The organism is Sphingobacterium sp., assembly GCF_039596235.1.
GTDB lineage: Bacteria > Bacteroidota > Bacteroidia > Sphingobacteriales > Sphingobacteriaceae > Sphingobacterium.
On record NZ_JBCNKE010000007.1, the window covers coordinates 270,248 to 295,789 of the forward strand.

17 protein-coding genes are annotated in these 25,542 nt (G+C 35.5%); 7 read left to right on the plus strand and 10 right to left on the minus strand.

The genetic code is table 11. From position 1 onward, the window contains the following. Nucleotides 1-10 precede the first annotated feature (10 nt). On the minus strand, nucleotides 11-3,232 hold the full coding sequence (locus ABDW32_RS15855) for a SusC/RagA family TonB-linked outer membrane protein (protein WP_343564075.1): 3,222 nt from the start codon (nucleotides 3,230-3,232) through the stop codon (nucleotides 11-13). A 2-nt stretch (nucleotides 3,233-3,234) separates the two neighbouring features. Then, nucleotides 3,235-5,082, minus strand: a complete 1,848-nt coding sequence (locus ABDW32_RS15860; protein WP_343564077.1) for a TlpA disulfide reductase family protein — start codon at nucleotides 5,080-5,082, stop codon at nucleotides 3,235-3,237. A gap of 959 nt (nucleotides 5,083-6,041) precedes the next feature. On the opposite strand from ABDW32_RS15860, the gene ABDW32_RS15865 reads away from it, so the two are divergent. From ABDW32_RS15865 to ABDW32_RS15885, 5 genes are all read left to right on the plus strand, one after another. Beyond that, nucleotides 6,042-6,551, plus strand: coding sequence for a hypothetical protein (locus ABDW32_RS15865; RefSeq protein WP_343564079.1), 510 nt, complete (start codon nucleotides 6,042-6,044; stop codon nucleotides 6,549-6,551). Between the two features lie 129 nt (nucleotides 6,552-6,680). Beyond that, on the plus strand, nucleotides 6,681-8,768 hold the full coding sequence (locus ABDW32_RS15870) for an ATP-dependent endonuclease (protein WP_343564081.1): 2,088 nt from the start codon (nucleotides 6,681-6,683) through the stop codon (nucleotides 8,766-8,768). 2 nt (nucleotides 8,769-8,770) lie between these two features. Next, nucleotides 8,771-10,600, plus strand: coding sequence for a UvrD-helicase domain-containing protein (locus tag ABDW32_RS15875; protein ID WP_343564083.1), 1,830 nt, complete (start codon nucleotides 8,771-8,773; stop codon nucleotides 10,598-10,600). A gap of 9 nt (nucleotides 10,601-10,609) precedes the next feature. Beyond that, complete coding sequence (locus ABDW32_RS15880; RefSeq protein ID WP_343564085.1) at nucleotides 10,610-11,167, plus strand: hypothetical protein; 558 nt, start codon at nucleotides 10,610-10,612, stop codon at nucleotides 11,165-11,167. An 84-nt stretch (nucleotides 11,168-11,251) separates the two neighbouring features. After that, the gene (locus tag ABDW32_RS15885; protein WP_343564086.1) at nucleotides 11,252-15,478 is read left to right on the plus strand and encodes a hypothetical protein; all 4,227 of its coding nucleotides are present in this window, start codon (nucleotides 11,252-11,254) and stop codon (nucleotides 15,476-15,478) included. A gap of 198 nt (nucleotides 15,479-15,676) precedes the next feature. On the opposite strand, the gene ABDW32_RS15890 is transcribed toward ABDW32_RS15885, so the two are convergent. From ABDW32_RS15890 to ABDW32_RS15920, 7 genes are all read right to left on the minus strand, one after another. Beyond that, the gene (locus tag ABDW32_RS15890; RefSeq protein WP_343564088.1) at nucleotides 15,677-16,216 is read right to left on the minus strand and encodes a hypothetical protein; all 540 of its coding nucleotides are present in this window, start codon (nucleotides 16,214-16,216) and stop codon (nucleotides 15,677-15,679) included. 221 nt (nucleotides 16,217-16,437) lie between these two features. Continuing rightward, nucleotides 16,438-18,087 (minus strand): RNA-binding domain-containing protein, encoded by a 1,650-nt coding sequence (locus tag ABDW32_RS15895; protein ID WP_343564090.1) that lies wholly within the window; start codon nucleotides 18,085-18,087, stop codon nucleotides 16,438-16,440. A gap of 161 nt (nucleotides 18,088-18,248) precedes the next feature. Then, on the minus strand, nucleotides 18,249-18,470 hold the full coding sequence (locus ABDW32_RS15900; RefSeq protein WP_343564092.1) for a hypothetical protein: 222 nt from the start codon (nucleotides 18,468-18,470) through the stop codon (nucleotides 18,249-18,251). 213 nt (nucleotides 18,471-18,683) lie between these two features. Beyond that, the gene (locus ABDW32_RS15905) at nucleotides 18,684-19,565 is read right to left on the minus strand and encodes a putative phage abortive infection protein (RefSeq protein ID WP_343564094.1); all 882 of its coding nucleotides are present in this window, start codon (nucleotides 19,563-19,565) and stop codon (nucleotides 18,684-18,686) included. Then, on the minus strand, nucleotides 19,562-20,512 hold the full coding sequence (locus ABDW32_RS15910; RefSeq protein ID WP_343564095.1) for a hypothetical protein: 951 nt from the start codon (nucleotides 20,510-20,512) through the stop codon (nucleotides 19,562-19,564). Before ABDW32_RS15910 ends, ABDW32_RS15905 begins: the two co-directional genes overlap by 4 nt. A 115-nt stretch (nucleotides 20,513-20,627) precedes the next feature. Next, on the minus strand, nucleotides 20,628-21,047 hold the full coding sequence (locus tag ABDW32_RS15915; RefSeq protein ID WP_343564097.1) for a hypothetical protein: 420 nt from the start codon (nucleotides 21,045-21,047) through the stop codon (nucleotides 20,628-20,630). A 75-nt stretch (nucleotides 21,048-21,122) separates the two neighbouring features. Beyond that, nucleotides 21,123-22,172 (minus strand): type I restriction endonuclease, encoded by a 1,050-nt coding sequence (locus ABDW32_RS15920; protein WP_343564099.1) that lies wholly within the window; start codon nucleotides 22,170-22,172, stop codon nucleotides 21,123-21,125. A 285-nt stretch (nucleotides 22,173-22,457) separates the two neighbouring features. Here ABDW32_RS15920 and ABDW32_RS15925 point away from each other — a divergent pair, with 285 nt between their 5' ends. Continuing rightward, entirely contained in the window at nucleotides 22,458-23,018 is a 561-nt protein-coding gene (locus tag ABDW32_RS15925) for a thermonuclease family protein (RefSeq protein WP_343564101.1), read from the plus strand. Nucleotides 23,019-23,030: 12 nt separating this feature from the next. Then, a complete protein-coding gene (locus ABDW32_RS15930; RefSeq protein WP_343564103.1) occupies nucleotides 23,031-23,540 on the plus strand; it encodes an SH3 domain-containing protein in 510 nt (169 codons plus the stop codon). Between the two features lie 68 nt (nucleotides 23,541-23,608). Here ABDW32_RS15930 and ABDW32_RS15935 read toward each other — a convergent pair whose 3' ends face one another. Beyond that, complete coding sequence (locus ABDW32_RS15935; protein WP_343564105.1) at nucleotides 23,609-25,540, minus strand: hypothetical protein; 1,932 nt, start codon at nucleotides 25,538-25,540, stop codon at nucleotides 23,609-23,611. Nucleotides 25,541-25,542 lie beyond the last annotated feature (2 nt).

Below are 25,542 nucleotides of genomic sequence, written 5' to 3' on the forward strand. Positions count from 1 at the left end.
ATTTATTTATTTAAAAATTGACATTCAGCCCCAAAGCATAAGTAGGATTGGGTGTTAACCGTCCAGGAAAATCGGGATCAACACCTTGTTTATTGCTTTTCCAGATCAGCCCCAGATTACTGGCATTGAAAAACACACGGGTATTTAACTTTTTGCCGCCCAGCTGCCACAGAGTCCGCCAAGAGAGATTAACATATTCCAGGCGGACATGATCCCCTTTCAGGACATTGATCGCACTTGCCTGATAAAAAGAATCGCGATTGGTATCAATTGGGTATTTTATCCGAGGTACTTGCGTGTAGTTTTCATCCCCCGGGGACTGCCATCTTCTGTCGTAGTCTGAATATGCTTTACCATATTTATAAAAGTTACCACTAGCGGTTACTTCCTTACGGAAATAATAGTCCGCTTTAAAAGAAAGATTAATTGCGAGATCGAAATTTCGATATGTAAACGTGTTTACTAAATTCCCAAACAGCTGTGGAACAGACGATCCCACATAAGCAATAGTTCGATTATTACCTGTTTCTCCAATGGTTGAATTTCTAATCTTTTCATAATCCGTGGACAGTTCTCCATTTAAGTATCCCTGCGGATCACCATGCTCATCCAAACCACCCCAATTAAATACTGCGATCGAATTAAGCGGTCTACCGATTATTGTTGAAACACTAGCACCACCTCCTACCAAATTGATGAGCCCAAACTGCCTATTGTAATATTCCAGCACCTTATTTTTGTTCAAGCTTAGAAGCACTGCAGGCCGCCAGCTAAAGCTCGCAATCCTAATGGCTTCGGCAGTCAAGTTCAACTCCGCTCCCTGACTTCTTATCGATGCATTATTTTTCACGGTGGTATTGGCTTTTCCAAAGACTGTATAATCAATCAATGAATTGCCATAGAGGTCTATGCTCTTTTTCACATAATAGTCAAAGCTTCCCGTGATTCTACTTTTGAGCAGACCAAACTGTACACCCAAATTTAACGTTCGTACCTTTTCCCATCTCAACGACGGATCGTTCAAGGTGCTGATCACAAAAGCAGGCAAATTGGTATATCGTCCGCTGGTTGTTTCAGCAACTGGAAGGGGCGTTCGCGAAGGATCGATATTGCCGCTAAAGCCATAGGTAGCTCTGAACTGCAGATCATTCACCGCTTTCCAGTCAGCAAACTTTTCCTTGCTCAGCTGCCAGCTCGCACCAATTGACCAGAACGGATTATACTTATCATTGGTATTTACACCAAACACATTCGCTCCATCTTTACGTATGCTGGCCGAGAGCCCATAGCGTTGCTTAAACAGGTAGGCAACATTTGCATAGTGAGACACAAAACGATTCAAGGACTTCATCAGGGAAACATTTCCCTGAATGGCAGAATATCCGCCCGTAGGCAGTGTCGGATAAAAGTTGGCGTAATCTACTACTTTTGTACGTATTGGATCAGCACTATAACCATAGGAAATACTAGTGAAACCTTTTGATAATACCTCCCTTATTTCCGCCCCTAAAATCGCATTGATATGGTGAACGCCAAACGATCTGTTAAAATTGAGCTGCCCCCTCCAGGTATAGGAACTAACATCTCCATTGTTAAGGTCATAGATTCCTCCTATTGGAATCGGATGTACGACCAAGCCCGACTGCGGGTCAATACTAGAAAAAATATTGATCATATTACGTGCGTAATAACTATCTACCTGTGCGATCCTTTCCGTTGCTTTCTGCTGGGTCTGATATTGGTAAGATAGGTTCGCTGTTAGATAAGGCTTAATATTATATTTAGCCTGCACGATGGTATACAATTCATTTTTCCGTGTTGTCGCACGATCAAGCTCATAGTCATGCAATGGATAATAATTCCAGTCCAGCAGTTTGTCCCCGTAGAGTTCATTGAGATAATTACCCCGATAGCCCGTGTTAAAAGACACTGCCTTACCTTGCGAATCCATAAATTCAAAAAACGGCACATATTTTCCACCATAATTAAATAGATCAAATACAGGTGTACCACTGCGTTGTTTCTCGGTAAGGAAATTCACATTGAGATTCAGCTCAAATTTGTCATTCCAGTGAAATGAATTGTTTAAATAAAGATTGATCTTATTGTCCTTTGCCTTATTTTCGGAAAGATCCATCGTATTACCGACACCAAAATTATAGCGAATTACCGAAGCGGCACCCGAGATATTGGCAAAAGACTGCTGCAATAATGGCCTGTTGAGAAAAGCATTCCTATAGGCAGCTTTACCGTCCATTGCTAATAATTTGGCCATCATAGCTGTAGAATCCTGCGCAGAAATCAGCCCCTTACGCCGTGCCAGGAAAATTTCAGCCGTAGGCGTTAAGGATAGGTAAGGACTCTGTTCAATCTTTCCATCATAATAACCTGCATTGAATAGCTCCTGTTCGGATAGAATATAATCTAAGTTAGCTGGCTGATACAACTGGCTATAATCCGTTATCCGTCTGGTGGTGATAGTGTGCGAAATATTGACGCTTGTCCTTTGCGATTTATTGGTACTGTTGATACTCGTAAGCACTATTACCCCGTTACCTGCACGAGCACCCCATATGGACGTAGCGGCAGCATCCTTGAGCACCGTAACCGAAGCAATACTATTGGGATCGATATTATCGATATCGCCTTCATAAATAAAGCCGTCGAGTACAATTAAAGGATCTTTAGAAGCATCAATGGTGCTAAGCCCACGAATTGAAATATTGAGCTTTTCATTGCGGTTGGGTCGAAATTCGAAAGTTCCTTTTCGGAATCCCGGTGTCAGATTGTTCAGTCGATCTAAAATATTGGTACCCACCTGTTGGTCAAGCGTTTTTTTATCCAGAATCTGAAAGGAACCTGTCATTTCGTTGGGGCGGAGCTGCTGATAACCTGAACTTACTAATACCTCATCCAATACTTTATTGACGGGTACCAACATTATCGTCAAACTTGAAGTTCCGGATTTGCATAAAATTGTCTCACTGTGGTAACCTACATGGCTAACCAATAAGCTGTCACCATGATTTGCATTGATCGCAAACCGGCCCTCGTGATCAGACTTGGTTTTGTTATTCCCACGCAATATGACAACGGAGGCACCTTCAATAGGTTTCTTGCTTTCGCTACTTTTTATTTTACCCTGTATTTCAGCCGTAAGATTTTGTCCAATAGCAAAATTTGCTATCCCCGAAATGATCAGGGATAACACCACCAATAACAATACTTTCATCCCTATCTCCCCCTATCTGCTGAGAAATACACATACTCCACCTCCTGCGGTACGATGGTGATTCTCGCGCCTAGCTGTTCCAAGAGCAGCAAAAGCTGTGCATCCGTATAATCCAATAAATCTGATGGCAGATCGAAGTCCACATGTATGTTTTCAATATCGCCTAATAGCACAGGCTTATTCAGGAAATAAGACAGTACATTGAAACTATTTAGGAGCGGTAGATTTTGAATAAACTTCTTATTATTTTGGGTACCAAGCGCCTCAATTGGTATATTGCCCTTCGTTCTATATTTTGCAACCTTGGGTGTAGAATCAATACGCCACACATCAATTACCGCTTTTCTGATTTCCCACCTGACCCCAAAATTATCCTGTATATCATGGATCATCTTTCGGTATGGATCAAAATCGGTTTGGTCTTTCGGATAGCGCAAAAAATAGCAATATTCATCCGTGTACCGTTGGGGAGTCTTGAGTTTCCTACGGAGTTCTTTACTCACATTGTTATCAAACACCCAGAGATTGCGATCTATCCGATGTCCCAATTCGCTCAAATACTCAAAAATGCGTATAGCCAATGATGAATTAAGAAATGTAAATTCTTTTTCGCTTCCCCTTTCTTTTATCTGCACACCCATTTCACGGATCCCTTCCCGACGTTTACTCAGATAAGAGGAGAATAATTTGAGCGAATCCGTGGATACGCTATCTAGTACTTTATACTTAAAATCATCCTTTATGTAAAAAGTCGTTTTTTGTCCGGCTAAGATCTGACGAACATTATCTTCCTGAAGTTCGGTGGTATAGGTAATCGCTTTGACCACACGGTCGTTTCCGATCCATACGACATGCGGTATTCCACGATGCGGGAATAAGGCATTGAATACAGTATCTCCGATGAGATAAGGAAACTGAACATTTAGCTGATAAGTATCCTTATACTTTTTGAGCATCTTATCAATTCGTGCCTGATCGTCGCGCGTTCGTTTGCAATTGACCAGCAGCACGTCAAAATCTTTTTTAAAAGTGGACTTTAGATGATCCAGCTTTGGAAAACTCTCTAGGCAATTGGTACACCAAGTCGCCCAAAAGTCCAATATGATCAATTTACTGTCTTTATAATCATTCAGGGAAATTGATGCTCTACCTTTGCTATCGTTATAGACCGGCATTTTAAGATTCCATAAGCGTTCGGAAATGGTATCCCCTATTCCAAGTGCCTTAATCTCAGATAGCCCATCGGCCCCGCTATCCTTGCGGGGCGTCTGAGCTGACAAACTAAACATAGAAACGAATACGGTACAGCATAGCAAGAATTTTATAATCCCACTTCTGTTTATCTTCAATACCCGACCAATACCTAACCAACTTCTACCTTTTTCCCAAGGTTGTATGATATTTCTTCGGGTCAACTTCGGGTCAACTTCGGGAAAAACCAAAGGAAGACCCACGGAAGACTGATGGCCGAATGCATGAAAGGCAGAAGTTGGGGCGAAGTTGGTCAGGAAAAAGGCTAAAGAAAATGTCTTTGATTTTATAGGCTTCTGTACCGGCTTTTCAACTGTTATGCTACTTCCACTAATCAAGTAAGTATATAGCAGTTGACAAGCACTTTGATAACAGGTTTTTCCTTTTTCTAAGCGTTTACGCAACTGTTGCGTAAATAGTACTATATCTGTGCTTAGGGAGTGCTTCACGAGTGCTTTATCTATGCTGGTAAAATATAGTCTGCAAAGCGCTACTAATTTAAGGGTCAAGAGACCTAATTTTTTAGATTTAATTTGGTTTGAGCAAGAGGAACCTTTCACAGTAGGCAGTTCACTCCCACCCTCGTAAAAACTGTTCATTTTTAAAGGTGTTGAGGGCTGTGCGATTGTGCTAGATCCTGAGAAAAAAGAATAAAAAAATCCCTTATAGCGTCAAAAGATCTAACATATCACACTTTCAAAATTTAATTAATTGAGCCTCCAGATGCCGTTTTACTCTTTTCGTATTTGGTTAATAATGGTTCGTTACGGGCATCCATAATAATAGGAAGAACCGACCCTTTGTTGTGTTTCAATAATATTTTGGATAGAAATTTGTCTTCAACGAAAAGTTTGCGTAAATTTATGCTACGAAACAATTATTTAAACAAGCCATCTTCATTGCCTTCAATCTCCATTTAATGTATTGATGTGTAGGGTCGGTGGCAGACACGCAAAGGGGAACGTTACTATTCCTGTGAATAATCAATATTGAACCATTTTTATTGGCTCCTCTCCTTTTACGTGCTGTTTACGATAATAAACGTTTAATCCGGCGCTCGGATTAAGTTTTTGAAATGCTGTTCGGCGGAATACCAAGTGAGTCGATCCTCGATCTGGTACTGGTGGGTTAGAATTTTAACTGGTGTCGTTCTCATAATTCTTATTTAGTTATGATGAACGATGAACTTTAGCTAAGAGATTAGTTACCTCCTTACTTTAATCGGTAAGCAAGGAACGGCCTCACACTTTGAACCCCAGGAGAGCTAATCCTGTCGTCTTCTTACAATCTACAAGAGATTTTCAGAAGACTACCAAAGTTGACGTGAAGCCGCTCACATGCTACCTCATATGTCAAAAGTATAAAACTTTTATCGCATATCAGTGCACGGAGCGATCAACACGGTTCTCTCGGTAAAAATTTAGCTCTTTTTTGGGTTCGAGAAGAACATCGTTAGTCAAGGCAAAATGCCATGATTTTCAAATCGCTTAACAAATATAAGAATACAATTCCATTTAAACAAATGATTTTAAATGGAAACACAAAATATCTATTATATATGGAGGAAAATGAATTACTAGCAATTGAAATAGAAAATTTTGGAGATTACGTTTTATCGAGAAAAATCATTTTAGGTCTATCAAATGAAGCTTTTGCTAAATTAACCGACGTATCAGGAGGTGATATTAGCAAGATAATTAATAAAAAAAAGAAAAGCGTTTCCCTCCATTCTTTCTATAAGATTTCTGTACTCTCCGGTGACACTATAGAAAACGTCCGTGACGCCGTTTATACAAAAAGAAACCTTGAATTAGTAACCGATTATAAGCTTGAAGAAAGAACCAACTTTGGTACATTCATGCGTGACGAAGTTGAAGGCGATAATACTTTTGATAATATTATGTGCAAAACAGGTATAGAAAAACAAAGGCTAATCGACCTATATTACAATACCGGCGCACCTGAACCATATGAACTTTTACTCATTGAAAAAGCTACAGGAAGACAGCCAGGTGAGTTAATGAAAAAATATATAACTAAGTATCCAATTAAGAAGAAGGGGGAATGAGGACAGTAGACCTTAAAACACTCTACTTATTACTAAAAAGTAACAAAAGAAGCTATAATAAAGTTTACAAGCCAAATTATACATTCATATTTTCACGCTAAGTGAATTCATTGAACCTATTAACATATTATGAAAATAACGAATTTATCCATAACCAATTTTAGGTTATTGGAAAATATTACATTAAATATTGAGGATGATATTACATTAATAGTTGGAAAAAACAATTCCGGCAAGACTTCATTATTTGAAATCATAAATCTATTTTTTGATAACAAAAACAGAATTTCTTTCCATGACTTTTCTTTAAATAGCTACCCTAAATTTGAGGAATGCTATCGAATTTATACAGAAGAGTTTCTTTCGGAAACCATTCAAGATAAAATTGATGGAATCGAAAAGACAATAGTTAATTCCATCCCTAGAATTACATTAAGTATAAATATTGAATATGATAAATTAAACGACTCACTCATTAATATTAGTGATTTTATTTCTGATCTAGACGATAGTAAAACAGATGCCACTTTGTTATTTAAATATGAACCGAAAGAGACATTTAACATATTTAAATCATTTAATAATCGCCCTATAAAAGATGTTAGTCTGATTGAATGGCTAAATGAAAACATTTCAAACTATTATTCAATTCGAGTTTTCGGTGGTGATAATCTAATAGAGGAAAATGTATATAACAAGATAAAATCAATAATAACCTTTGAAACAATTCAAGCATCAAGAAAACTAGACGATACAAAAACAGATAATAATAGATCTTTAGCTACAGGGTTTTCTGATTATTATAGAAACATTAATTCCGATTCCAATACGGATGTTGAAAACTTAAAAAACACTCTTGCTGGTACAGCTAAAGAATTGGATCAGAAATATGAAAAGGTCTTAGAAACCATTCTGGATAAATTAAAATCATTTGGAGTAGATAAAGAGATTAATATTCCAGAGATAATTTTAAGATCTAAATTTGATTCAGAAACAATCATTAAGAATAACATTAAATATTTTTATAAAAGTGGTGGAATCGAACTACCTGAAAATTATAATGGACTAGGTTATAGCAATTTGATTTATTTGGTTTTGAAAGTTGTCTCATTTATTGAGGATTTCAAGAAGAAGAAAGCTAATAATACTAGTGAAATTCTAACAATTATGATTGAGGAACCGGAAGCTCATCTTCATCCACAAATGCAACAGGTTTTTGTAGAACAAATTCGTGAAACTATAAATAACACACGCATTAATGATCAAATTCTAGTTCAGATAATTATGAGTACACATTCGTCTCATATGATTGCAGAAGCGGGATTAAACGTTAATAGAAGCTTTGAAAGAATTCGTTATTTTAATAAGTTTCAAATTAACGGTGAAACTATAGTCGAAGTAAAAGATTTTAATGACTTTAAACATAAGGAAAAAGACAAAGATACCTTCAGATTTTTAAAGCAATATATGAACCTGCAAAAATGCGATTTATTCTTCGCAGACAAAGTAATCATGGTTGAGGGCATAACTGAAAAATTATTAATGCCTTTATTTATTAAAAAAGTCGCAAATAAAATTGAAAATGAATTTGTATCCGTCATCGAAGTTGGTGGTGCATATACTCATAAGTTTAAAGAATTTTTCAAATTCTTAAATACTAAAGTTTTGGTTATTACCGACATTGATTCTGTAGACGAAATAGATGGAACTAGTTGCCATGTTTTAAAACCAAATGCAAAAACTAGTAATGCAACACTCTCTAAATGGTTACCTAATAAACAAAAAATTGAAGATTTGTTAGCAGTAAAATTTGAGGAAAAATTAGATGAATCTAAAATTATTCGAGTCGCATATCAAATAGCAGAAGAGGGAGACCAATTCGTTGCAAGAAGCTTGGAAAATGCTATAGTCAATTGTAATCAAGCTTTTTTCAAGGCTAAATATAAATATTTGGATGAAAACAATGAAGAACAAGAAAACGATGTCCACAGTTGCTTTGGATATAAAAAGTTAAAAAATTTAGATGATCTGATATATTTAGATACAAATCGTAACCAATCAGAAGTAGACCTATCTTCTGTTCAAAAAACAAATTTCACATTTGATTTAATGACATTTGATGAAAACGATACAGGGCTATCATGGAACGTCCCAAAATACATTAAAGAAGGATTGGAGTGGTTGGCAGACAATGAACATCTAAAATCTAATCTATAGTTATGGGAGCAATTGAAGAAATAATTACTTGCATAGAAGAAAAACAAAGTTATGTAGTAGAGGCTGGCGCTGGATCAGGTAAGACGTACGCACTTATTCAAACTCTTAGGCACTTGATAGAAAATCAAGGTGAAAAATTAACAAATAAAAATCAGAAAATCATTTGTATTACATATACCAATGTTGCAAAGAATGAAATTATAAAACGAATTGAATATAATGAACTTGTAAATGTTTTTACAATTCACGAGTTTCTATGGCAATGCATAAAACAATTTCAAAAACAACTAAAAATACAATTATGTCAGCTTAATGAAATTAGATTAAGAAAAGATATGCTAAAAGGCAAAGACTCTTATTATATCCCCAATTTAAAAGAACGTGCTGATGCTATAAACTCAGTATTTTATAATGATTCTTCCTTTCGTGACTTTGAGCGCGGAGAATTACACCATGATGATGTTATTGAATTGTCAAAAATGATTTTTGAGAATTATTCGCTAATTTCCTCAATTGTAGCTCAGAAATATCCCTTTATATTGATCGATGAGTATCAGGACACTTCAACAGAAACAATCACTCTATTAAATGATTACCTACTGAAAAACAATAAAGGGAAAATTCTCTTGGGATATTATGGTGACTCCCATCAAAAAATTTACGATAGCGGCATAGGTGACCTTGAATCATATTATCAAGGGAATATCGCAATTCTTCGGTTGATAAAAAAGGAGGAAAATTTTAGGTCATCAAAAGCAGTGGTAAAGTTGCTAAATAATTTCCGATCCAATATCCGACAAATACCTCAAAGAGAAAATCAAGGGGCGATTAAATTTATTTATTGGAAGAACCATCCAGAAAGAGGGAAAAAGGAAAAAGTTAAAGAATTTGAAGATTCAATAAAACCAGCCAAAAATAATTTCTATGATAAAGTTCTAGAAAGACTGGAGCAAAAAGGGTGGAATTTTAATCCAAAAAGTAAAGATAAAATATTGGTACTAGCAAATAGTAGAATCGCTGAAAGAGCGGGTTTTTCTGGTTTATATACTATTTTTTCACGAAGAAATAGTTTAACAGTAAAAGATAACTTATTAGATAGAAATCATGTTTTGATTAAACTCTTTTGTGGCTATGTCGATAAAAAGACATCACAGGAGAGAAAAATTGGATTAGAGCATCTATTAGATTTTTGGACATCTAAGAACCATAATGAAGCTATAAGATTTATTAGAAAAAATGGTACTTTTTTGAATGATTTTAAACATTATAAGAAGAAAGAAATTTCCACTTTTCTAGACGATTTAACTATCAATCGAGAAAATAGTAAGATCAAAGATGTACTAAGTTCAGTTTTAGAAATGGAAATATTATTTCCGAAGAATTATTATGAATTCATTGAAAGAATCAACCAAGATTTATCAGGTCTAGACCAAAGAAAAATAGATAGAATTGAAAAAGATAAAAATCTATATAATTCTTTTTTAGAATTACCATACAGAGAAATACTAAATTTTTGGAAACATACTCAAGATGAAACAGTATTTTCAACAAAACACGGCACCAAGGGTGACGAATACAGAAATGTTCTAACTGTTATAGACGATACGGAATGGAAAAGCGAGTATAATTTTAATAATTTTTTTAATAATACAGATGACAATGAAGAAAGAATGCTTAAAACACGAAATCTGTTTTATGTGGAATGCTCTAGAGCTAAAGATCAATTAGTAGTATTAATGTTATCTAAAATAGATGACTATGCTCTTAGAGTAGTGACAACTTGGTTTGGGAGAGAGAATCTAATTGAGATTGAAACCTTTATTAAAGAATAAAACTTTATCATGAAAATAGCAATATTAGGCTGGGGGTCACTAATTTGGCAACCGAAAAATTTAGATTTTGATAAAGAACTGGATTGGAACAGCGGAGGGCCTTACCTACCCCTTGAGTTTTCCAGAATATCTGAAGATGGTAGGTTAACTCTTGTTATTGACTCAAAGGCAAAAGAAGTTCAAACTTTATTCGCCATTTCGACACATTCAATCCTAAAAGATGCTATTTCAAACCTAGCTGTCAGGGAAGGCAGTAACGTAAATAGAATTGGTTATTACGAGAAATCGAATGATACTTTCTCCCCTACTAATTTCACTTGGCAAAAACAAATTAAACAATGGATAGACCAAACCGACATCGACGGAGTAATATGGACTAATCTTTCCAAAAAATTTAAAGATAAAATCAATTTGTCACACAGTGAAGAAAATGTAATCAAGTACCTGGAATCGCTACATAAAGATAAAAAGATGATAGCACAGGAATATATACGAAAAGCGCCACGTCAGATCCAAACAACAATGAGACAGGAGATAGAAAAAAGGTTAGGATGGACAGCAATATAAACTAAAGATCAATAAAAAGTTCCAATAAACAATATTTACGTTTCTTTTGCGTAGCAATTGGAAAAGAATATCAAGGATTCAAAGATGATAAAAAAAGGTTTAGAGTTTGAATTAATAGCTTTAGAATTCTTAGAAAGAATTTTTAGAGAACTTGGATATACAGTTACGAGGAGGAGAAACCAGAAAACTGGAACACAAGACGGATATGATTTACTGTTGGAAATTGTAACAAGCAAATACAAAAGCTACACTATCTATGCTGAATGTAAAGACTACAATAGCAATTTAAACTATACACAAGCTATTGAAAAGATCCCTCACATCATGTCCACCCATAAGGCAATAGATCTTCTATTATTCGTTTCACCTTATGAAGATTTTAAAAACCCGAACGAACCTTCCAAACTTGAAAACTTTTATGATAAGTTAGCAACTGGGTGTCCAGTTCAATTCCTTACCCCCGAATACCATATAAAAGAATTTTTTAGCTTGTATCCAGATTTGTTTAAAAAAGTTTACGAAGGAGATACAGAACAAGTTGTCGAAGAAGGACGGCAATCATTATTAAATGAATTTGATAAACTTATATTTTCTGATAGGAATCTCGCTAAAATAATAATCGAAGAAGCGGATAGGCATATTTATATAAGTTCACTTCAACAGCAACCTTTTCATATGGAAAGGTCTTTTAGAACAACTCCTCTACGGGAGCCATATTTCTGGAGTAATCCAGAGAATACTGTAAAATTGGATAAATTAATATCAAATAGTCAGAATGGTGTTGTAATATTAGGAAATCCCGGCTCAGGGAAAACAACGGTGCTAAAAGCTATCGCTGTCTCATTGTGGGACGAACGTAATAGCAACGAAATCGTGCCGTATTTTAAATCACTAAAAAACTTTAATTCTAGTTCTACAATCGCGGACATATTACCAAGTCAGTATGAGAAAATCCCCTTCCTAGTTGTGATTTTGGACGGACTCGACGAAGTCTATGACATTACAGATTTTAGCAATAAGTTGAGATCATTTATCGAAAGCACGAAAGTTTCGCAGAGAAAAAACAATATTAAATTTATCATCAGCTGCCGAACTTCTATTTACAATAAAATTGTCAAAAACTTAGATGGATTTACCGAAGCATATCTTAATCCTGTTGTAGATGGACAAGCGATAAGATTTTTAAGCGATAAATTTGGGATAGACTTTATTAACGAGCATCGAAAATTCAATTTTTGGAAATATGTAGATCTCTTAGAGACACCATTCTATCTTGAACTTATAGGTAAAAACTATTTAAAAACTAAGCGTATAGAAATATCTCGATCTAAATTGATCTCACAATACGTAAATAACAGACTCTATCATGATGAGAAAGACAAATTCAGAAATACAAACTACAGCGAAGGTCTTCATCTAGAACAAGCAAGAAAGCTTGCTTTTGCCATGGAGACCATGCAAATAACATCTATTGAGGATTCTAAAGCTCGAGCTATATTGGGAGAAACAGATACGCTTGCTAAAAATCCATTTATAGAACAATCTACGGATAAGAAATGGAGCTTTGAACTGAAAAGCGTACAAGAATATTTCGTAGCAGAGATATTAGCCCAAATGGATATTGATCAGCTTCTCGATTTAATAAAAATAGATGATAAAATCTGCAAAGTGCATCCTTCATGGTATAATGTAGTGACACTTTTATTAAATATGGAGTTTGAGCAAGCAAACGCTTATAAAGATCTTATTAATTGGCTTGTCAAAAACGATATCGAAATGGTATTCCATGCAGATACTGAATTAGTCTCCGATGAAATTCGAAATACAGTATTGCAACATTATTTTCAGGATCACTGTATAAAAAAAACATTATGGCTTAAAGATGATAGTACAGTTGGCAAATTTGGCAATACCTTATCAAATATTAAGTATTTATTTGATAAGGCAATGAACAAAGAGCTGAATTTAAGAGCACGTCAATCAGCTATAATTTTACTTAACCATATGTCATTGTCTAGTAAAGATAATGCGATGAGAGTAGAATCTCTTTTCTGTCAAATAGTGAATGAGTTTAAAGAAAATGAAATCGATTTTCTCCAGATCATGGAAAGAACAATTGCTCTTATAAAACCACTTGATAACGATAAAAAAGAGAAGCTATTGGACCAGATAAAAAACTTTGTTTCTACTTATGATTATAAGGAATTTGTCAATCAGGTAATAAATCTGATTAATGAAAACAACTTTGATTGCCATCGAGATTTTATTCTTCTTATTCTAAAAAAATCCGTCAATGAAGTACCATGGAACAAAAAATCAAAATATGGGTCTGTAATATCCACAAAAGAAAAGATATTTAATTTATTCAATCAAATTACGGATACAAGAATACTCTTAGATTTATTTGGATTTGTGTGTCAGAGATTGAACAACGACAAGTTAAGAGAAAAATATGTAGTTCAGTTCATTGAATATTGCGGAAAGGTCCTTCGTCTAACGGCGGAAAAATATCGAGAAAAATTAATTGAAATAATTTTTGATGCTATAGTCAAAGATAAAATATATTTCAGGGATGAGCATCTTTTGGCTTCACTGGCAAATGAATGTTTGATCGACGAAGAATTATTCAAAAAACTATTAGCTATCGAGACAGAAAAAAATAGCAATATTTACTTCATAGAACTGATTTTAAAAGAAAAATATTACGCTTATATCGTTCACGCTTTCAACATTGGTAATGTAAGTGAAAATTTTATAATTAATGTCCGCAACAGAATGCAGTATGATAACTTGGAAAAAGCAATACGGTTTCAAGAGTACATAGAAGATAATACAATATATAAATTTTCGGACCGCATCGAACAATCGAACGCCTTGGAAGAAGTAGCATTTAATAAGAATTCAGCTCAAAGAGAGTTTGATGTAAAATTTGATTTTCCATTATTAAAAAAACAAATAGAGAACATCTTTCAATATTATAAAGTTAGCGAGCTTTCCTATAATGAAGTGGATAAATTTTGGAATGTTTATTACAAAAACTTTGAATTACAAAAAAAAATAAGTAGATACGCTAAACAGCTCCTTTGGAAAATTTTAAAAGAGAATTATAAAGAAGGGAAAAAGCTAAAAATTCAAGATATTGATCAAATTCTTTTGAAAAAGGAGTTAGATCGTTTAAAAGATATTTATCAAAGTCTACCAAAAAAAGATGATTTATCCGTTGTTGTTAAAGATTTTCAAATAGAATTTCTTGAATCTTGGATAATCAAAAGCCAGTCAGCTGTAGAACGTTGCCTGAATGTCCCTAGAACTAAAGCAGCCACTGATGATTCAAAAACTATCACGTTATTTCTCAATTTTATCCAATATCTCAAATTTTCAAAATTCGAGGAGAGTTTTTTGCTTCGATTAATTGAGTTTGCTAAATTTAGATTCTTCGATTTTGATTTTATTGATGAAATATTAGGAACAGAGAAAGTTTCATTAAAAGTATTAGAAGAGTTGAAATCAATCTCTGATCCTGAGGTAAAGCTACCCTTTCTCGCCTACTTAAAGTCCAAAGAAATATCTTTTGATAAAAATAAATATGGAATTGAAGAAGATCTAAAAAAAAGTATTCTAGGAAAGAATTACGATTGTGCAAGGGAAGTCGTTGAGCTTTGTTATATGGATAATGCACCTATCTTAAAATTGGTAGCCAACTTATATCTTGAGAAGGATGAAGATTATTACTTTCTCCCCTTTATCTTAAATACATTATCAGATCTACAAGAATATGATTTTATTAGAAATTTTATAACAGATAACTATCAATTACTAGTTGACAAAAAACTGCTGGATGAGGCTACCGCTATAAGACATCTTGTGGAAGCTAATGGAGAATTTGCTTTTGTAAAATTGAAAGAACACATTATAGCAACTACAGAAAACGCAGGCGATACATATTACGATTTAGCCTATAAAAACTATTACAATCCGAATTCTATAGATACTTTATTAGAAATTATCGAACATTGCCTCTCATTGCCAAACTTCGACACTATATTCAACGGCTGGTTTAACCCAATCACAAAAATTTCCGAAGTATTAGTATCTATAGGAGAAAAAAATGGGCTGGAAACCAGCAAATCTATTCTCAAAGGTCTTGAGAATATAGTACCTTTTGATGATCCAAAGAATAACAACCGGTTTTATCATGAACGATTGAAAAATGATATCACGGACGTTATTTATAAACTTAATTCTACTCCATATACGTTTCAACAGGCCTTGCAGTTTAATAGGGAGCATGAATATATTTTTTTCAACTGATAATATTTAAATCAATAAAAACCGTGAAACCTGAAATTACGGAGATCATTATCTTGTGATAGCCGAACTCCGTAATTTTTAATCTAAGAATGGAAAAGTCATTTCTTATCTGTCTTTGGCCTCACTGGATATTCTTCAGATTTTTCTCTTCGCACCGGCGGCGGCGGTGGTAAACTTGGTTTTGGATTTTTACTCATATTAATTGACTTTTAAATAGAATACTAAAAACATCAATAAAACTCCTAAAATTATTATGATTGAAAATAACATTTTAAAAGTGTGGAACGCGTTAGCTCGTCTGTCATTCGTACGCGTATTATTCTCATTGCAGTCTGAATACCATTTAATTGTGTCTTTTTTCAAAGAAGAAGTTATAAAAGAATCATCTTCTTTATGTTTTTCAGAGTATACCTTAATCTCTTCATATCTCTCTAGGATTGCTTTACTTTCTGGAAATGTACAATATTCCCTTTTAAAACCAAAAAAGACATACACAAGTGATAAAATCGCACCTATAATAATTATTAACATTAATCCGATCATGCCTATAAAAATCGCTTTTGAGCAGGAAGATAACGTGTCTGAATAAACTTCATTGATTACATAAAATAACCCAGCGATAATTAAGCCTAATACCGTGACCGGCAATGATAAATTATCCTCAAATTTATCCCTTCTACTAAGCTCGTAATGATACTTCTCCTTTAATAATTCTATCAAATATTCCTTACTTTCCATTAACGTATGATATTATCGCATATTCCGATTTCCTTCCCTAATCTTTCTACTAGTTCTTCTACTTATCTTTCTACTAGTTCTTCTACTTATCTTTCTACTAGTTCTTCTACTTATCTTCTACTAGTTCTTCTACTTATCTTCTACTAGTTCTTCTACTTATCTTTCTACTAGTTCTTCTACTTATCTTTCTACTAGTTCTTCTACTTATCTTTCTACTCCAATCAATTCGCTAACTCCCACATAGAATATTTGAAAGATCCTTTATTAACAATTTTATTATTATTTTTAAGTTTCGTTATTAAATTATTGACTTTCTTTTTTTTCTGCTCATCCGTCATCCAGTCCTGCAACTTATTCCATAACAACGCATCTATATCCGCACGTGACATAGTACTATGCTGAGATAACGCTTTTAAAATGAGGTCAAGATAATACTGATTATCAAAAGCCTTATTTTTTGTATAGCTTGCTTTGTCTCCCGCTTTCTGAGCGACATTTAATCCAATAAAATAATTCGGTTTTCGACCCTCAATCAGTTTCTTACGTCTTAATGCACTTTCCTCGTGATTACTTAAAGGCTTTTTCTTCTGCACTTTATCAAGCGCCATAATATCTTCAAGGGAGAGATCCTTATTTTGAGCTAATAAGCGAGCATAATCCAAATTCAGAACTTTACCTGAGATAGTGACCTTAACTTTACCATCCGATAGATCATAGTCTGGCATCGGAAAAAATCGGGCACGTTGATAATTGAAGATTTTCTTAATACCGCCACCAGCAGTTTCAACCATTTTCAAATTGAACATAGCCGTCGCTAAGAATTTATTCCGATAGAATTCTTCGGGAGCATCCTCAATAACAACTTTCTCTACACTACCGGGAATAAAAGAACCATAATTTGTAAAAACAAGCTGATCTTCCATTTCGACAATATTGATACGCGCTCCCTTTGAATAATCTTGATGCGCTATACAATTGTTGATAGCCTCGCGGATAGAAAATGGTTCATACTTTGATATTTCTTCTGGAAAAATCGTTCCCTCTTTCATATAGCGGTATTTGACATTTCTAATTTTGGCAAATACTTTCTCGACTGAAAGGATTAATGGGATTCCATAAATCTCATGATCTATATCATTATTCTCACCATCAACCAACTTCCAGCGAATCTTTATTTCAGCGGGACTCAATAGATGATCGGCTTCCTCTTTTCCAAGTAAAATTAATGCCGTGCGTGTAATCCTTCCTTTGATCGTGAGCTTAGCTTTGTTGAGAAAAGTAAGGGTATCCCATGTGTCAACCTCCTCCGCTATATCGGAAAATTTACTTTTGAAATTTTTTCTTGCGACCGCAATAGCCTCTTCATCCAGATCGTCTAATGAAGCTTCTTGTACAATTTTTATACTCCAATCGTCTTGAGTAGCCTGTGCTCTGATCCGTTCAATCTTCTCAAGATTAAGAGGAACCAATTCCTCGCCATCCCTAGCATAATAATGTCCATCAAAACTTACGGGAATACCACGTGGCGCGGCTGGTATCTGAAACATCAACACACGTCCTTCTTCTTTTATAACCTCATGTATCTCAATAAAGGTAATCCGATTGGTGGTTTTATTGGCTATTTCTCCCTTAAGTCTATCGAGATCAGCACGGTTTGTCCGGTAATTGGTACCAACTACAGTATGCTGCTTATCCTCAACACCAAAAACTAACCATCCATAGGGTCTACCACAGAGGTTAGCCTCATTGCTGATTGCGGAGAAGTATTTTCCCAGTTTGGTAAAGTCATAGTTATTTTTGGCTTCCTTAAACTCAACGACCTCATTCTCCGAGGATAAACTTAAAAGTGTTTCAAGTACTTCGGTATTCATTAAAGTGAATTATTTACAATTGGCATGAACCGATAAGTTGCTATCGATTAATGATACAAAGCTAAGGAAATACTTTCAATTGTCATTGACTAACGAAGCAACTCTAAAAATTGGCCTTTGTCCAAATATCCGAAAAATAAAGCAAAGATCACAATACTGCATTATACAAGAGTGAAACCTGCTTTCCAGCTGTCTGTATCAACTTCATATTCTGAAATCTCAAAACCTTCTATTTGATCGCTAAAACCTCTAAATTTTGAAGTTCTCGCTAAAGCCGCCTCGGCAAATTCCCTGGTACTATATACTCCGATCAGCATAACGTCCTCGCCCCCATCCAATGTCTCATCAAGATAAGTGTACCATAATAAATAAACATGTTTCATACTGTCAACTGTTTTAGAATTCAACTATCACCAATGTTCAAATCTCAACTCTCTTTGATACTATGGTAAATAATCATTCTAACTAACCGGCTTAATTAGTCCTTAAAATAAATAATTATTTGTAGATATACGGAGCTTTTTGAAAGCTACTTTTCATTGAAAAAGAACTTTCAGCATTGTGTGAGTCGATTATATTAATTGAAATAGGGTTATTTAAAGGCGCCTACTCTTCAATTTTCTTTCATCCCTGTAAAGAAACTTAAAATCTGTCTTTGGATATAAATAATGCAGAGATCTATTTAACAAGCTTTTTTCGTCTATATTTTCCAGCAATGAATACTCTTCAATCCAGGTATATATTTTATTTTCTTTCTCACTATTAAGAGCTTTATCACTTAGTGAATTACAAAATATTAAACCAAGTTCGTCGTTCGAAAGTTGAGCCTGAATTAGTTGAATATATTTTTTTGCATCAAGATATGGATCAATCCCTCTATTATCAACAGTAAACTTGATTAAGTTATACAAGTACCTAAAATAGTGTCCGAGCTGTGGATAATACAAATTGTAAAATGATAGATATAAAACATTTAAATCATCTTTCACCATCTGAGTTTCAGATTTGCCAGGTCCTTTGTTGTTAGATATGCTCTGAATAACAGCCTGAATATCATCGAGCTGCGTTACATGGTTTTCATAACTTTCTTTTAATTCTTTTAAAATTGCACTCAGAAATTCCTGCCCTACAAACGAAATATCTCTAACATTACCTTTTATGGAGTTTTTTATATTAAAAAGCTGATTAAGCATGTTGAAAAATGTAGTCTCAAATTGCTGAGTGACAACCTGTCTCTGTGCTTTATCGAATTGCTCTTGCTGCTTACTTAAAGTTATAAAAATGGCAAAGGTACCCGCTCCTGTAAATAGAAAGCCCAATATACCTGAAACTTTATTTAAATTTTCAGCATACCCCCAATCTAATACGCCGATTTTGAATTTACCATCCTTAAAGACCGACCAAATGACCAAACAGGATAATAACAATCCTACCAAGATAAACACCCAGGCTAAGAAATTTGTTATCTTTTTTATCATGACTCTTTGTTAAGCTGATCTAATATTTTAAAACACTCTTGTTTTAAAGCTCCCACTAAAGGGTGTCCTGTCTTATAATCATAGTCTAATTTATGAGTAATATCAATATCTTTACTAAAAGTGTCCCACTTTGACAAATCAAGTACTTTTTGCTCTTTTCCCAACTTTAAGTATATTTTCAATCTTTCATAAGGTATATCACTATCCGTGAGTTTAATCTTTGCTTCCTTTCCATTATTTAGTAAATTTATGACAGTATTTTTCAAAGCTACCATCTTATTCTTTTTTGCACTAATTGTAATTTCCGCTTTAACATCTTTATATTCGAATTGATCATTAGGATTATTATTAGTGAACAAACTGGCTATGTTTTCTGAATCAAATATTGTAAAGGAAGCCTTGCTAATTTTTCCTTCCTCTAAAAATGCCATTGCTTCAGAATTGTCTATCCCAACAGGTTGAATTGCTAATGTATACTTGGAGAATTTCTTTGCAAAAACTTGTTTAAGCATTCTAGAAAGAATCGTATAAACCCCAAAATTCTCAAACCTTTGAATTAACAAGTAACCGGTGGTTTCGTCTTTAGGCAAATTAAAAAAGAAAAAGAAAGGTCGCATAGCGGAATCTTCCTTTGATACGTTATATACTTGATCTCCTTTTGCATTGATAATCGGTGTTTCAAATCCATAATCCCCAGACTTGACATATCCTGAAATATTCCTTCCAGAAACTTCCAGATCTTGATCTGGAATTACGGTTCTTCTATTTGTTCCTCCTTCTTCAACCACATTGTTTTCTGAATTTATTTTTCTAAATTGCGCCGGTAGGGTTTTTACAAGATCCAACAAGTCGTTGCCTGAGTCATAATCATTAAGATGTTCCAACTCCTCTGTATTCCCCTTTTTATATACAGTAATTTTATAAATGGATATAGCAATTTTACTCATATTAATATAATTTGAATTATTAAAAATTTTCAATCAAATGTAATTTCGTTGGATAACAATAAGATACGGGAAACCGTATTACAGTAAAACTCAATTATTTTACTTCAATAACGATTTATTCCCCAGGTTTTCTTACGACGAGGATTGAATCCATGCCTGCATTGAAATAAAAAATATTATCGGAAAGCACTTTTGCACCAAATGCATTACTAGCCCTATATCGATGAATCATTTGAAAACCCTGTCGATCCTTTAATAACTTATGTTGCTTAATCATAATTCTTTTTCTTTCCTCCATGTCAGTACTTTTTGAAAATTCATTTTGCAGATTAAAATACTCAGCACCGGTCCCAATCATATCGATTGATTGCAGTGAATCCAAAGATCCAAATTCAATAGCCTCATAACTCTTAGGATCATTTGCATACTTAAGCATATATTCTTTGATTAAAACTTTAGCCTTATCTTCATTAGAAGGCTTTACACATGCTACCATTAATAAAGAAAGTGTTGCGAGAAAAATTGTTCTTTTCATAATTGCCAGGCGATAAAATAATTTTTAAAATATATTTAGTTTCTTAAGGTTTCCACGTAATCATCATAGGGATAATTAGTAGTTAATGACCGTATCGACAATCTGCTCCGAATATTTGTAGATATCATCCAATGAGTCCAAATCATATTTGGCTTCCTTCTTATCTTTGTCAAACAAACCTATACGCAGGCGATTGGGCGTAAAATAGAATCGACAGATCGGTTTGCGGTTGTTATCATCGAGTAGGATGCCGCAATAGGACTGATTATCCCGCATAAAAACTCGCCCCACTTCAATATCCTTCCGTAAAATCGATTTAATGACCAAGTACCCTTCAATCTCCTCTTCTGTAGTAACGATCACCGATTCTGGTTCAACAGGAGCTATTGCAGCATTCTTTTCCTCTGCCTCAGTTTCCTTCTTTAGCGCACTTTTAAGGCGCTCAGCGATTTGGTCATTGACGATCTGTGTAAAAACGCGTTTGACCAAAGGTGTAAACTGCTCCAGCACCTTTGCTGTAACTACACTTGGATAGGCTTGCTTCGCAAAAAAACGAACGAAATCGTCACTCGGATTCTGCATTTCAGCCATTGCCAAGATCGTCAGCTCATTAAAGTATTTTAATTCACTCGCCACGCTGGAAATGCTTTCGAGATCAAATTCGGTCTTATGAAATTTTCGCAATTCGGATACTTCATTGTCTTTGATATCCATAATTTTGAACTCGAAAAATGGCTTTTCGTCCATCTTATTCGGTGTAACCAGATCAGTATAAAAGCGGTATTCTACGCCATTGGTCAGCAAACCAAACTTGGCTTCTGTCGTATGAAAATAACGGAACAGTTGCGAATTATGCGGATCGAGCCCATCTGCATAATGTTTGCATTCTATTAAGATAACAGGTTTATCTTCACGTAAGATCGCATAATCAACCTTCTCCCCTTTTTTGATACCGATATCAGCGATAAATTCAGGTTGCACCTCAAAAGGATCAAAAACATCATAGCCTAATATCTTCAAAAATGGCATCACCAAGGATGTCTTTGTAGCTTCTTCTGTTTTGATCTGTGGTAAAAGTCGGTCAACACGCTTGGCAAATTGACGAATCTCATCTTTAAAATCCATAGTTTTCAATTTTTAATAATGGCTTATTTGATTTTACTATAAAGCGGTTATGTTATTTACTTTTTTCTGATAATTCAAAAGTAGAAACTAACGACCAGAGCTTTTTACGGGAAACCATAAATCCGGGAAAATGTAAATCCTAATTTTGAACCATATTATTCACCCACAAACAATTACAACATGTATAACCAATATGGATGGCGTAACAAAGAAATCTAACTAGAAAGTTGCCTCAACCTGACCGAGGAAAGAAAAGGGAAAAAATAGTAAAAAACAGATCGCCAAATGAAAAGTATCAATCAAAAATGGAACATGCTGGTCAGCTCACTTATGCTGATTTCAACATCGCTGATCAGCTGTAACCAAAAAAAAGAAGCTCAGGTCAATCAGTTCGCAGCCTTCGCCAGCAGCAACGCTGACCATACAAAAATAACAACAACCAAGAGCTATAAAATCTCCAAAGTCTCCGATGGGGATACTTTTTGGTGCAAGGATGAAAATGGCAAACGGTTCAAAATTCGATTGATCGGTATCGATGCACCCGAACCCCGTAATTACTTTCACAAGAAAGAGCAACCTTTTGGAAAAGAAGCATCAAAATATGCGCAAAAATTACTACTGAATAAATCCGTGAAATTGGAACTTGATGTTAATCCCTTGGATCAATACGGGCGCACGTTGGCCTATGCATACTTTGCAGATGGCACCCTCATCAATGAAAAAATCATCAAAGAGGGATATGCTGTACTAATGACCATTCCTCCAAATGTAAAATATCAGCAACGCTTATCTGATGCCCAGCAGTATGCCAGAGATCATCAACTTGGACTATGGAACAAAGAATAAAAGAATATTATTATGATAAAAATTATTAACATTCTGCTGGCAACAACATTATCAGCACAGCTTGGATTCAGCCAGACCACAGCCAATACTTATGCTGCAGTAGATCATGAGCATGCTTTCGGAAGATGCACGGGCTCCGCATACTGTACCGCCTGTCGCAATTGCAGTAAATGTGCACACTGTTCGCGTGGTGGATCCTGTGGTGTATGTAATCTTGATATGAAAAAGAAATCTACGCCTAAAATCAAGAAACAAAAAGATCCAGTGAAAGCAACAGCAAAACCAAGTGACAACACATCATCGGGAAATAAAGACTACCACCTAAAAAAAGTGGAGTTAAAAATTGAAAAAGCAGACTTGAGAAAGGGGCCTGCGCTAGACTTTCCAATTATTACGACTATCTATCGGAGTCAAAAACTAACCTGCCTTTCAAATATCGGCAACTGGGCAAAGGTACAGACTGACAAGGGGCTTGTCGGCTTTGTAAGCAGCGACGCCATCAAAATAAGTAGTAACGAATAAAACAGTGGGGCAAAAAACGGGAAGGGCGTTCTATCTCTTAGAACGTCCTTCCCGTTTTCCGTTGTTATTTAATAGGGATAAAAAGCAGTGACCGCTCCGTACGTGGTACCATAAGCATTGCTTGCATATGCCCGGACATAATAGGTGGTATATCGAGTTAGTCCTGTCACACTTTTAGAAAAATACCCCGTCGCACTGCCACTTATGGTTGTTTTGGATCCTGTGGACAGCGTTGGCGCGGTATTATAAGTGCTATAGACAAATCCCTTTTCGGTTATTGTACTTCCGCCATCTGTTGCGACATAACCATTGAAGGTAGCATAGGAACTGCCAATTCCATTAACCGATGAGGTGGTCACTCCGGCAGGTGCCGTATAAGGTGAAGACGTGGTAAAATAAATTATATTTCCATAAGCGGTACCGGCCTCATTGGTTGCATATACTCGGGCATAGTAAGTCGTACCTGCAGCCAAGCCTGTCAGCGTTAAGTTTAAACTTCCAGTACCGGTTCCTGAACTAACGACAGTACTGTTGCCGATTGTCGGCCACGAATTTGTATTGCTATATACAATACCTCTTGAAGTAATAGTCCCTCCTCCCGCTGTCCCCACATAACCAGACATATAGACAGAATTTTGCTGAATACTCGAAGCACTGTAAGTGTTCAGATTGGAAGGTAAGCTGGGTAACAAGGTCTTAAAAGTATAGGTATTTCCATAGGTCGTACCAGCCTCATTGGTTGCATATGATCTAACATAATAGGTGGTGTTATACTGTAAGCCGGAAAGTGTCATGTAGAAATTATCGGTACCCGACCCACCCGAAATAGCTGTCCCACTGTTCAATGTTGGCGCGGCATTACTGCTGCTATAGACTACACCTTTCGAACTGATCTTTCCGCCACCGGTACTTCCAATATAACCGCCTGTATAGGCAGAAGTCATCGTTACACTCGTAGGATTCATTGTAGAAACACTGGGCAAATCTGGCAGTAAGGTTTTAAAATTTACAACTGGCCCATAAGCTGTACCTGCACTATTGGTAGCAAAAGCACGTACATAATAGGTTGTATTTACTGTCAATCCTGTCAGTTGGCCAGAGAACGATCCCGTACCCGAACCAATATTCACGACGGATCCATTGGCAATACTGGGCATGCTATTGGAGGCACTATAACATAAGCCCCGTACAGTAATCGAAGCCCCATTGTCTTCCTGAACAGCGCCTCCTACCGCAGCAGAAGAATAGGTAACTGAACTGACTGCTGCTGTCGATATCCCTGAGGCTACAATGGGTGATGCCGTCGTAAAACTTATAATCTGACCGTAGCCTGTTCCCACTGACGAAGTTGCGTAAGCACGTGCATAATAGGTTGTACCGGCCCTTAATTTAGTTAGGCTGGCTTTGTACGATGTGCTTTGTGAATCCACCGCGAGCTTATCATTGGAAATTGTTGGATAAGGTGTGATGTAACTATAGCAGATGCCTTTACTAGTGACCGGATATCCCCCATCATCGGTAATCTTTCCGCCCAGCTGCGCTGACACGCGCGTAATAGCTGTCGCAGCTTCTGTTTCCAGCTTGGAGACATAACCGCTTTGGGTGGTAAAGCTCAACGGATCCCCATAGGCAGTTCCTGAGGCATTGGTTGCAAATGCCCTATAATAATAGGTCGTTGAAGGTTTAAGACTTTGAATGTGCAAGGTAAACGCTCCTGTATCCAAATCACTGGTCAGGATCACTTTTTCACTGGAAATTGTTGGTTTAGATTGTGTAGAATAACAAATACCTATCTCTGTTAGCGCCTCTCCATTTTTGGTATTCACCCTTCCGTTTAATGTAGCATCATTTTTGGTTACTCCCATTGCTTGCAGTGTTGTCACAGCAACTTTATTATGTTGATTAAAATCAAACTGGTCTTTGTCATCACAGGATACCCATGGAACGGTCAAAATAAACAGCAAATAAAGGTTTCGTAGTATAAAATTAGTAGGTTTCATTA

Bases quoted from the DNA above. Each gene is read 5' to 3' on its own strand.
- ABDW32_RS15865 (WP_343564079.1), top strand. From the start codon at position 6,042: ATGGAGGAAAATGAATTACTAGCAATTGAAATAGAAAATTTTGGAGAT.
- ABDW32_RS15915 (WP_343564097.1), bottom strand. From the start codon at position 21,047: ATGAAAAGAACAATTTTTCTCGCAACACTTTCTTTATTAATGGTAGCA.
- ABDW32_RS15935 (WP_343564105.1), bottom strand. From the start codon at position 25,540: ATGAAACCTACTAATTTTATACTACGAAACCTTTATTTGCTGTTTATT.
- ABDW32_RS15910 (WP_343564095.1), bottom strand. From the start codon at position 20,512: ATGAGTAAAATTGCTATATCCATTTATAAAATTACTGTATATAAAAAG.
- ABDW32_RS15900 (WP_343564092.1), bottom strand. From the start codon at position 18,470: ATGAAACATGTTTATTTATTATGGTACACTTATCTTGATGAGACATTG.
- ABDW32_RS15885 (WP_343564086.1), top strand. From the start codon at position 11,252: ATGATAAAAAAAGGTTTAGAGTTTGAATTAATAGCTTTAGAATTCTTA.
- ABDW32_RS15930 (WP_343564103.1), top strand. From the start codon at position 23,031: ATGATAAAAATTATTAACATTCTGCTGGCAACAACATTATCAGCACAG.
- ABDW32_RS15880 (WP_343564085.1), top strand. From the start codon at position 10,610: ATGAAAATAGCAATATTAGGCTGGGGGTCACTAATTTGGCAACCGAAA.
- ABDW32_RS15860 (WP_343564077.1), bottom strand. From the start codon at position 5,082: ATGAACAGTTTTTACGAGGGTGGGAGTGAACTGCCTACTGTGAAAGGT.
- ABDW32_RS15895 (WP_343564090.1), bottom strand. From the start codon at position 18,087: ATGAATACCGAAGTACTTGAAACACTTTTAAGTTTATCCTCGGAGAAT.
- ABDW32_RS15875 (WP_343564083.1), top strand. From the start codon at position 8,771: ATGGGAGCAATTGAAGAAATAATTACTTGCATAGAAGAAAAACAAAGT.
- ABDW32_RS15920 (WP_343564099.1), bottom strand. From the start codon at position 22,172: ATGGATTTTAAAGATGAGATTCGTCAATTTGCCAAGCGTGTTGACCGA.
- ABDW32_RS15905 (WP_343564094.1), bottom strand. From the start codon at position 19,565: ATGATAAAAAAGATAACAAATTTCTTAGCCTGGGTGTTTATCTTGGTA.
- ABDW32_RS15870 (WP_343564081.1), top strand. From the start codon at position 6,681: ATGAAAATAACGAATTTATCCATAACCAATTTTAGGTTATTGGAAAAT.
- ABDW32_RS15890 (WP_343564088.1), bottom strand. From the start codon at position 16,216: ATGGAAAGTAAGGAATATTTGATAGAATTATTAAAGGAGAAGTATCAT.
- ABDW32_RS15925 (WP_343564101.1), top strand. From the start codon at position 22,458: ATGAAAAGTATCAATCAAAAATGGAACATGCTGGTCAGCTCACTTATG.
- ABDW32_RS15855 (WP_343564075.1), bottom strand. From the start codon at position 3,232: ATGAAAGTATTGTTATTGGTGGTGTTATCCCTGATCATTTCGGGGATA.